8 protein-coding genes and 1 pseudogene are annotated in these 9,759 nt (G+C 69.4%); 6 read left to right on the forward strand and 3 right to left on the reverse strand.

Going from position 1 to position 9,759, the window contains the following annotated elements; all coding sequences use genetic code 11:
- Together ACTWQJ_RS38015 and ACTWQJ_RS38020 are read right to left on the reverse strand one after the other, a co-directional pair.
- Positions 1-221 (reverse strand): annotated as a pseudogene (locus ACTWQJ_RS38015) (TIM-barrel domain-containing protein); the annotation flags it as partial.
- Positions 222-292: 71 nt separating this feature from the next.
- Positions 293-1,306 carry a LacI family DNA-binding transcriptional regulator gene (locus ACTWQJ_RS38020; protein WP_443311000.1) on the reverse strand — a complete coding sequence of 338 codons (1,014 nt, stop codon included), beginning with the start codon at positions 1,304-1,306 and terminating at the stop codon, positions 293-295.
- A gap of 209 nt (positions 1,307-1,515) precedes the next feature.
- Between ACTWQJ_RS38020 and ACTWQJ_RS38025 the strand changes: the two genes are divergently transcribed.
- Positions 1,516-2,334, forward strand: a complete 819-nt coding sequence (locus ACTWQJ_RS38025) for a GH12 family glycosyl hydrolase domain-containing protein (RefSeq protein WP_443311001.1) — start codon at positions 1,516-1,518, stop codon at positions 2,332-2,334.
- A 110-nt stretch (positions 2,335-2,444) separates the two neighbouring features.
- On the forward strand, positions 2,445-4,376 hold the full coding sequence (locus ACTWQJ_RS38030; protein ID WP_443311002.1) for an acyl-CoA dehydrogenase family protein: 1,932 nt from the start codon (positions 2,445-2,447) through the stop codon (positions 4,374-4,376).
- 9 nt (positions 4,377-4,385) lie between these two features.
- Here ACTWQJ_RS38030 and ACTWQJ_RS38035 read toward each other — a convergent pair whose 3' ends face one another.
- Entirely contained in the window at positions 4,386-4,841 is a 456-nt protein-coding gene (locus ACTWQJ_RS38035; protein ID WP_443311003.1) for a lamin tail domain-containing protein, read from the reverse strand.
- A gap of 199 nt (positions 4,842-5,040) precedes the next feature.
- On the opposite strand from ACTWQJ_RS38035, the gene dxr reads away from it, so the two are divergent.
- From dxr to ACTWQJ_RS38055, 4 genes are all read left to right on the forward strand, one after another.
- Positions 5,041-6,303, forward strand: a complete 1,263-nt coding sequence (dxr, locus tag ACTWQJ_RS38040; RefSeq protein ID WP_443311004.1) for a 1-deoxy-D-xylulose-5-phosphate reductoisomerase — start codon at positions 5,041-5,043, stop codon at positions 6,301-6,303.
- A gap of 8 nt (positions 6,304-6,311) precedes the next feature.
- The gene (locus tag ACTWQJ_RS38045; RefSeq protein ID WP_443311007.1) at positions 6,312-7,604 is read left to right on the forward strand and encodes a M50 family metallopeptidase; all 1,293 of its coding nucleotides are present in this window, start codon (positions 6,312-6,314) and stop codon (positions 7,602-7,604) included.
- Between the two features lie 169 nt (positions 7,605-7,773).
- Positions 7,774-8,931: a flavodoxin-dependent (E)-4-hydroxy-3-methylbut-2-enyl-diphosphate synthase gene (ispG, locus tag ACTWQJ_RS38050; RefSeq protein WP_443311005.1), complete on the forward strand. Its 1,158-nt coding sequence runs from the start codon at positions 7,774-7,776 to the stop codon at positions 8,929-8,931.
- Between the two features lie 134 nt (positions 8,932-9,065).
- On the forward strand, positions 9,066-9,759 hold a 694-nt coding region (locus ACTWQJ_RS38055; protein ID WP_443311006.1), incomplete at its 3' end, for a GNAT family N-acetyltransferase.

The raw sequence follows: 9,759 nt of genomic DNA on the forward strand, positions 1-9,759 counted from the left end.
GTCGGCGGGGCCTCGGCCAGGAGTGCGCCCGGCATTCCCTCGAGGACCGGACCGCCGAGCCGCGCCCGCACCCGGACCGCGTCCGGACCCCACGGCTCGATGCGTACGGTCTCCTGGCGGCCGCTCCACTCCAGACCGCCGTCCCGCTCACGGAACGTGCCGACGGTGGGGGAGGACTGGGCCAGGCTGACCTTGGGCTGGTTTTCGGCAGGCTGATTCACTTGGGGGCTCCTGTGAGGAGTGCAGACAGGGAGGTGCCTTGAAGGGGGTGGTGCGACCGGTGTCAGGACCGTCAGGATCCGGACGGAACCGGTCCCGAGCTCGCCCGGACCGTCAACTCGGGGGCGATCAGCACGACCTCGTCACTGCCCCGCCCGTCCAGCTTCGCGACCAGATGTTCCACGGCGTGCCGGCCCATCTCCTGAGCCGGGATGGCGACCGACGTCAGCCGCACCGACGCCTGGGTGGCGACCTGGTCCGGGCAGATCGCGACCACCGACACGTCCTCCGGCACGGCCCGGCCCTGCTGGCGCAGCAGCGCGAGCAGCGGCTCGACCGCCGACTCGTTCTGCACGACGAACCCGGTCGTCGCCGGACGCTCGTCGAAGACCCGGGCGAGCGTCACCGCCATCGCGTCGTACCCGCCCTCACAGGGGCGGTGCAGCACCCGCAGCCCCAACTCCCGTGCACGGGAGCGGAGTCCGTCGAGGGTGCGCTCGGCGAAACCGGTGTGCCGCTCGTACACCGCGGGGGCCTCGCCGATGACAGCGATGTCGCGGTGACCCAGCTTGGCGAGATGCTCGACGCAGAGCGCGCCCGTGGCCGCGAAGTCCAGGTCGACGCAGGTGAGACCGGTGGTGTCGGCGGGCAGTCCGATCAGGACGGACGGCTGGTCGGTGCCGCGCAGCAACGGCAGCCGGTCGTCGTCCAGCTCGACGTCCATCAGGATCATGGCGTCGGCCAGCCCGCTGCCGGTGACCCGGCGCACCGCGTCGGGGCCCTCCTCGCCGGTGAGCAGCAGGACGTCGTAGCCGTGCGTCCGGGCGGTGGTGGCCACGGCGATGGCGATCTCCATCATCACCGGCACGTACATGTCCGTGCGCAGTGGAATCATCAGGGCGATGATGTTCGACCGGCTGCTCGCCAGGGCGCGGGCGCCGGCGTTCGGGTGGTAGCCCAGCTCCCGGATGCTCTGCTCGACCCGGTGCCGGGTGGTCGCGGAGATGGACCGCTTGCCGCTGAGGACATAGCTCACCGTGCTCGCCGACACTCCGGCGTGCTGGGCGACCTCGGCGAGGGTGACCATCCAGCTCTCCAAGCTTTGTGAAGCGCTTCGACAGTGCGCATTGCGAACAACGGCGGGTGAGGGTGGTTCGACAGTAGCTCCAGCCGGGGTGGGTGTCCATAGTGTGTCGAAGCGCTTCGACAATGATTTTCGGCCGGTACGGCAACCTTGGTGCGCCCGGCGGTCACTGAAGGGACGTAACACGGAACCGTCCCCCGGAAGGACCCCCCATGCAACACCGCAGACCGCGCCTGTCCAAGAAGGCGAAGACGCTGGTCGCCGCCTCCGTCGCCCTCGCGGCCGCCGCGGGCGTCACCGTCGCCCAGGCCGGCGAGTCGAGCAAGAAGTGCACCGCCTTCGACACCATCACGCTCGGCAAGTACTACGTGAACAACAACCTATGGGGTCAGGACAAGGGCACCGGCAGCCAGTGCGTCTGGGACAACTCCGCAAACTCGGGGTCCGGCAACACGATCTCCTGGGGCACGGACTACACCTGGGCCAACAGCGCCACCGGCAAGGACTCCGACGTGAAGTCGTACGCGAGCACCGTCCTCGGCTGGCACTGGGGCTGGAAGACGGACAAGGCGAGCACCGAGCTGCCCATCCGGGTCGGCGACCGCAAGCCGGTCCGGACCACCTGGGACTTCTCGGTCAGCTCGAACCCCGGCACGATGAACGTCGCCTACGACCTGTGGCTGCACACCAAGAACACCGCGGACTGGCAGGACCAGCCCACCGACGAGGTCATGATCTGGCTCAACCGCCAGGGCGGCGCCGGCCCGCTGGGCACCAAGTACGGCAGCGTCAGCCTCGGTGGCGCGATGTGGGACATCTACCAGGGCGACATCGGCTGGAACGTCTACTCCTTCGTCCGCCGCACCAACACCACCAAGGCCACCCTCAACCTCGACGACTTCACCCAGGCACTCGTTCGGCGCAAGCTGCTCAGCAACGACAAGTACGTCTCCGGGATCGAGGCCGGCACCGAGGTTTTCGAGGGCAAGGGCCGCCTTGACACCAAGGCGTACTCCGTCGACATCGGCTGAACGACTGCGCGCGGGGTGGTGGCCTCGGCCCGGATCGGGTACATACGATCGAGTAGCACCCGTCGGTAACCAAATGGACCCTGATCCCGATTCGCGGCGAGGTGAGCCTCATGTCCGCAGCTCCCACCCGACCCACTGTCACCGAACGTGAGGCCCGCCAGGTGGCGGAGGCGGCCCGTGAACAGGACTGGCGCAAGCCCAGCTTCGCCAAGGAACTGTTCCTCGGCCGCTTCCGCCTCGACCTCATCCACCCCCACCCCCTGCCCGCCGACGACGACGTCCAGCGGGGCGAGGAGTTCCTCGCCAAGCTGCGCGACTTCTGCGAGACGAAGATCGACTCCGCCCGCATCGAGCGGGACGCCCAGATCCCCGACGAGGTGATCGACGGGCTCAAGGAGCTCGGCGCCCTCGGCATGAAGATCGACACCAAGTACGGCGGGCTCGGCCTCACCCAGGTGTACTACAACAAGGCGCTCGCGCTGGCGGGCTCGGCCTGCCCCGCGGTCGGCGTACTGCTCTCGGCGCACCAGTCGATCGGTGTGCCGCAGCCGCTGAAACTGTTCGGCACACAGGAGCAGAAGGAACGGTTCCTGCCACGCTGCGCCCGCACCGACATCAGCGCCTTTCTGCTGACCGAGCCCGACGTCGGCTCCGACCCCGCCCGGCTGGCCACGACCGCGGTGCCGGACGGGGACGACTACGTCCTCGACGGGGTGAAGCTGTGGACCACCAACGGGGTGGTCGCCGACCTGCTGGTGGTCATGGCCCGGGTGCCGAAGAGCGAGGACCACAAGGGCGGCATCACCGCCTTCGTCGTGGAGACCAACTCGCCCGGCATCACCGTGGAGAACCGCAACGCCTTCATGGGCCTGCGCGGCATCGAGAACGGCGTCACCCGCTTCCACCAGGTCCGTGTCCCCGCCGCCAACCGCATCGGGCCGGAGGGCGCCGGCCTGAAGATCGCGCTGACCACACTCAACACCGGGCGGCTCTCCCTGCCCGCGTCGTGCGTCGGCGCCGGCAAGTGGTGTCTGAAGATCGCCCGGGAGTGGTCGGCGGCGCGCGAACAGTGGGGCAAGCCGATCGCCGAGCACGAGGCGGTCGGGGCGAAGATCTCCTTCATCGCGGCCACCACCTTCGCCCTGGAGGCCGTGACCGACCTTGCCTCGCAGATGGCCGACGAGGACCGCAACGACATCCGCATCGAAGGGGCGCTCGCCAAGCTCTACGCCTCCGAGATGGCCTGGCGGATGGCCGACGAACTCGTCCAGATCCGCGGCGGCCGCGGCTTCGAGACGGCCGAGTCCCTGCGGGCGCGCGGCGAGCGCGGGGTGCCGGCCGAACAGGTCTTGCGGGACCTGCGGATCAACCGCATCTTCGAGGGCTCGACCGAGATCATGCACCTGCTGATCGCCCGCGAGGCGGTCGACGCCCATCTGTCGGTCGCCGGAGACCTGATCGACCCCGACAAGACCCTGCAGGACAAGGCGAAGGCGGGCGCGAACGCCGGTGTCTTCTACGCCAAGTGGCTGCCGAAGCTCGTCGCGGGACCGGGTCAACTCCCCTCGTCCTACGGCGAGTTCAAGCACGGGATCGACCTCTCCCCGCATCTGCGCTACGTCGAGCGGCACGCCCGCAAGCTCGCCCGCTCCACCTTCTACGCCATGTCCCGCTGGCAGGGCCGGATGGAGACCAAGCAGGGCTTCCTGGGCCGGGTCGTCGACATCGGTGCCGAACTGTTCGCGATGAGCGCGGCCTGCGTACGTGCCGAGCTGCTGCGTCGCCGGGGCGAGAACGGCCGGGAGGCCTACCAGCTGGCCGACGCCTTCTGCCGCCAGGCCCGCATCCGCGTCGACGAGCTCTTCGGCCGCCTGTGGACCAACACCGACGACCTCGACCGGCAGGTCGTCAAGGGCGTCCTGGCGGGCCGCTACGAGTGGCTGGAGCACGGCGTCATCGACCCCTCGAGCGAGGGCCCGTGGATCGCGGATGCGACCCCCGGACCCTCCCAGAAGGAGAACGTGCACCGACCTGTCAGGTGAGGCCGGTCGTCAACACCACTTGTCGCTCGGATCCCGCGTCGTCCAGGAGCAGGAGTCGACCTTGGTGCCGCTCGCCTTGGTGAGCGTGGCGGTGTCGCTGGTGTTGTTCCACACGTACCAGCGGCGGTCCTGGTACTTGTTCGACGCGGTGTCCTTGCCGACGCCGGTCTTCACCTTCATCGTCTTGCCCGCGCCGATCCTGACGTTGGGAAAGACGTACTTGTGGTTCGCCTTGTCCTTCAGAACCCAGCCCTTCAGCGAGATCGACGAGCTGCTGGTGTTCTTGATCTCCACCCACTCGCCGTTGAGGCTCGTGTTGGAGCCGGTGTCCGAGCCCGGGCTGTCGAACCAGACATGGCGGATGACCACGCCGCCGGCCGCCTGGGCCGGAGTGCTGAGCACGGTGCCGGTGAGCGCCATCGCGCCTGCGAGCGCGGGCAGGGCAAAAGCAGCGCGTATGCGCATGGAGAGATCCCCCCAAGGATGTCGTCCGAAGTCATGCGACGGCCGGGCCCCCGCCCGGCCATGACCGTAGTGTTATCACGCGATCTTCACGCCAGTTTCACAAACCCCGGATCCGCTCACTCCAGCCACAAGCCCGACAAGGCGCCCGCCCGAGGGACACCCTGTCCTGACGGACATCCGTTGCGGCAACAATGGGGGGATGAGCGACAGTCCAGCCCCCCTCGCCGACCCGCACCTCGTCTACGACCCGGTGACGGCAGACGGCCCGAAGGACGTGGTGATCCTCGGCTCCACCGGGTCGATCGGCACCCAGGCCATCGACCTCGTGCTGCGCAACCCCGACCGGTTCCGGGTCACCGGACTCTCCGCCAACGGCGGCCGGGTCGCCCTCCTCGCCGAGCAGGCGTTCCGGCTGCGGGTCCGGACCGTCGCGGTCGCCCGCGAGGACGTCGTACCGGCGCTGCGCGAAGCCCTGAGCGCCCAGTACGGCACCGGTGAGCCGCTCCCCGAGATCCTGGCCGGCCCCGACGCGGCCACCCACCTGGCCGCCTCCGACTGCCACACCGTCCTGAACGGCATCACCGGTTCCATCGGCCTCGCCCCGACCCTCGCCGCCCTGGAGGCGGGCCGCACCCTCGCGCTCGCCAACAAGGAGTCGCTCATCGTGGGCGGCCCGCTGGTCAAGGCCCTCGCCAAGCCCGGCCAGATCATCCCCGTCGACTCCGAGCATGCCGCCCTCTTCCAGGCGCTGGCGGCCGGCACCCGGACCGACGTACGCAAGCTCGTCGTCACCGCGTCCGGCGGCCCCTTCCGCGGCCGTACGAAGGCGGAGCTGGCGAACGTCACCGTCGAGGACGCCCTCGCCCACCCCACCTGGGCCATGGGCCCGGTGATCACGATCAACTCCGCGACCCTGGTCAACAAGGGCCTGGAGGTCATCGAGGCGCACCTGCTGTACGACATTCCCTTCGACCGCATTGAGGTGGTCGTGCACCCGCAGTCGTATGTCCACTCGATGGTTGAGTTCACGGACGGATCCACGATCGCCCAGGCGACGCCCCCCGACATGCGCGGGCCCATCGCCATCGGCCTCGGCTGGCCGGAACGCGTCCCCGACGCGGCCCCCGCCTTCGACTGGAGCAAGGCGTCGACCTGGGAGTTCTTCCCGCTCGACAACGACGCCTTCCCGTCCGTCGAGCTCGCCCGACACGTCGGCGAGCTCGCAGGCACGGCCCCGGCGGTGTTCAATGCCGCCAACGAGGAGTGCGTGGAGGCGTTCCGCAGTGGAGCGCTGCCGTTCAACGGGATCATGGAAACCGTCACGCGGATCGTCGACGAACACGGCGTCCCGCGCACGGGAACCTCACTGACCGTGTCGGACGTCCTCGAAGCGGAGACCTGGGCGCGCGCCCGGGCCCGGGAACTGACGGCACAGACGGCCACCGCGGAGGCGCGTGCATGACGACCCTGATGATGATCCTCGGCATAGTCGTCTTCGCGGTCGGCCTGCTGTTCTCGATCGCGTGGCACGAGCTGGGGCACCTGTCCACGGCCAAGCTCTTCGGCATCCGCGTGCCGCAGTACATGGTCGGCTTCGGCCCGACCATCTTCTCGCGCAACAAGGGCGAGACCGAGTACGGCATCAAGGCCATCCCGCTCGGCGGCTACATCCGCATGATCGGCATGTTCCCGCCCGGCCCCGACGGCAGGCTGGAGGCCCGCTCCACCTCGCCGTGGCGCGGCATGATCGAGGACGCCCGCTCGGCGGCCTTCGAGGAGCTCAGGCCCGGCGACGAGAACCGCATGTTCTACACGCGCAAGCCGTGGAAGCGGGTCATCGTGATGTTCGCGGGCCCCTTCATGAACCTGATCCTGGCGGTGGTGCTGTTCCTCACCGTCCTGATGGGCTTCGGCATCTCCCAGCAGACCACCACCGTCAGCTCGGTCTCCCAGTGCGTCATCGCCCAGAGCGAGAACCGCGACGACTGCCAGAAGTCCGACCCCGCCTCCCCGGCCGCGGCGGCCGGTCTCAAGGCGGGCGACAAGATCGTCGCCTTCAACGGTGTGCGCACGGACGACTGGAACGAGCTCTCCGACCTGATCCGCGCCAACCCCGGCAAGGAGGTGCCGATCGTCGTCGAGCGCAAGGGCGAGGAAGTCACCCTGCAGGCGAAGATCGCCACCAACCAGGTCGCCAAGAAGGACTCCAGCGGCCAGATCGTCCAGGGCGAGTACGTCACCGCCGGCTTCCTCGGCTTCAGCGCCGCCACCGGCATCGTCCGGCAGGACTTCGACGATTCCCTGGTGTGGATGGGTGACCGGGTCGACGAGGCCGTCGACTCGCTCGCCGCCCTGCCCGGGAAGATCCCGGCCCTGTGGAACGCGGCCTTCGACGGCGCCGAGCGCGAACCCGACTCCCCGATGGGCGTGGTGGGCGCGGCCCGCGTGGGCGGCGAGATCTTCACCCTGGACATCCCGCCCACCCAGCAACTGGCCATGGCCCTGATGCTGGTCGCAGGCTTCAACCTCTCCCTGTTCCTCTTCAACATGCTCCCGCTGCTGCCGCTGGACGGCGGGCACATCGCGGGCGCCCTGTGGGAGTCGTTGCGCCGGAACGTGGCGAGGGTGCTGCGCAGGCCGGACCCCGGTCCGTTCGACGTGGCGAAGCTGATGCCGGTGGCCTATGTGGTGGCCGGGATCTTCATCTGCTTCACCCTCCTCGTCCTGATCGCGGACGTGGTTAACCCGGTGAGAATCTCCTAGTCACCCGGCGTTGGCGGCGGTCCGGCATGCTGTGCCGGGCCGCCCTTCCATCGAGTGGGTTTCGACGGGCGTGGTGTGCTGGCGCACAAGCCCGTGCCGTAATCTCGAAGCCTGGAGCCCGCTGCTGACGGGACCGGACCTTGATCCACGACTTGGGGTTGCACAGCAGATGACTGCGATTTCTCTCGGCATGCCGTCCGTTCCGACCAAGCTCGCCGAGCGCCGGAAGAGCCGGCAGATCCAGGTCGGATCCGTGGCGGTGGGCGGCGACGCGCCGGTGTCGGTGCAGTCCATGACGACGACCCGTACGTCGGACATCGGCGCGACCCTCCAGCAGATCGCCGAGCTGACGGCGTCCGGCTGCCAGATCGTCCGCGTCGCCTGTCCGACCCAGGACGACGCCGACGCGCTCGCGACCATCGCGCGCAAGTCGCAGATCCCGGTGATCGCGGACATCCACTTCCAGCCGAAGTACGTCTTCGCCGCGATCGAGGCCGGCTGCGCCGCGGTCCGGGTCAACCCCGGCAACATCAAGCAGTTCGACGACAAGGTCAAGGAGATCGCGCGGGCCGCCAAGGAGCACGGCACGCCGATCCGTATCGGCGTGAACGCGGGCTCCCTGGATCGCCGCCTGCTCCAGAAGTACGGCAAGGCGACGCCCGAGGCGCTGGTGGAGTCGGCGCTGTGGGAGGCGTCGCTCTTCGAGGAGCACGACTTCCGGGACATCAAGATCTCGGTGAAGCACAACGACCCGGTCGTGATGATCGAGGCGTACCGCCAGCTCGCCGCCCAGTGCGACTACCCGCTCCACCTCGGCGTCACGGAGGCGGGCCCCGCCTTCCAGGGCACGATCAAGTCGGCGGTCGCCTTCGGCGCGCTGCTGTCGCAGGGCATCGGCGACACGATCCGGGTGTCCCTGTCCGCCCCGCCCGCCGAGGAGGTCAAGGTCGGCATCCAGATCCTGGAGTCGCTGAACCTCAAGGAGCGCGGTCTGGAGATCGTCTCCTGCCCGTCCTGCGGCCGCGCCCAGGTCGATGTGTACAAGCTCGCCGAGGAGGTCACCGCCGGCCTCACGGGCATGGAAGTGCCCTTGCGCGTCGCCGTCATGGGCTGCGTGGTGAACGGCCCCGGCGAGGCCCGCGAGGCCGACCTCGGGGTCGCCTCCGGCAACGGCAAGGGGCAGATCTTCGTCAAGGGCGAGGTCATCAAGACCGTCCACGAGTCCAAGATCGTCGAGACGCTCATCGAAGAGGCCATGAAGCTGGCCGAGCAGATGGAGGCGGACGGGGTGACGTCGGGCGAGCCGTCGGTGTCGGTGGCGGGCTGAGCCCGGACCCTTTTCCGGCGCCGGTTCGGCGTCGCCGAGCCCGTCGTGTGGGTCCCCCGTTACGAGGGGCGGCGCTGCACAAATTCGGCAGGTACAGTGCGGGGACCAGCAGATCCGACCCTGAGGCCCCGCCCGTGCTGACCCAGACGACCTCCCGGGTCCTCGAACCGAGCGACCTGGACGCCGCGCTCGCCGTCCTCGACCGTGAGCCCGTCGCGAACGCCTTCGTGACGTCCCGGGTCCAGGTCGCCGGACTCGACCCCTGGCGGCTCGGTGGCGAGATGTGGGGCTGGTACGAGGACGGCATGCTGACGTCCCTGTGCTACGCGGGCGCCAACCTCGTCCCCATCTGCGCCACCCCCCGCGCGGTCCGCGCCTTCGCCGACCGGGCGAGAAGGGCGGGCCGCCGCTGCTCCTCCATCGTGGGCCCCGCCGAACCCACCGCCCAGCTGTGGCGTCTCCTCGAACCGCAGTGGGGCCCGGCCCGCGAGGTCCGCGCACACCAGCCGCTCATGGTCACCGACCGCATGCCCGCCGACATCGCCCCGGACCCCTGCATCCGCCGCGTCCGCAAGGACGAGATGGAGACGATCATGCCGGCCTGCGTGGCGATGTTCACGGAAGAGGTCGGCGTCTCCCCGCTGGCCGGTGACGGCGGCCTCCTCTACCAGGCCCGCGTCGCCGAACTCGTCGGCTCCGGCCGCTCCTTCGCCCGCCTCGACGAGCACGGCAAGGTCGTCTTCAAGGCCGAGATCGGCGCAGCGACCGACCGCGCCTGCCAGATCCAGGGCGTGTGGGTGGCCCCCGAGTACCGGGGGAGGGGCCTTG

Source organism: Streptomyces sp. KR55 (assembly GCF_052245645.1).
GTDB classification, from domain to species: Bacteria; Actinomycetota; Actinomycetes; order Streptomycetales; family Streptomycetaceae; genus Streptomyces; species Streptomyces flavusporus.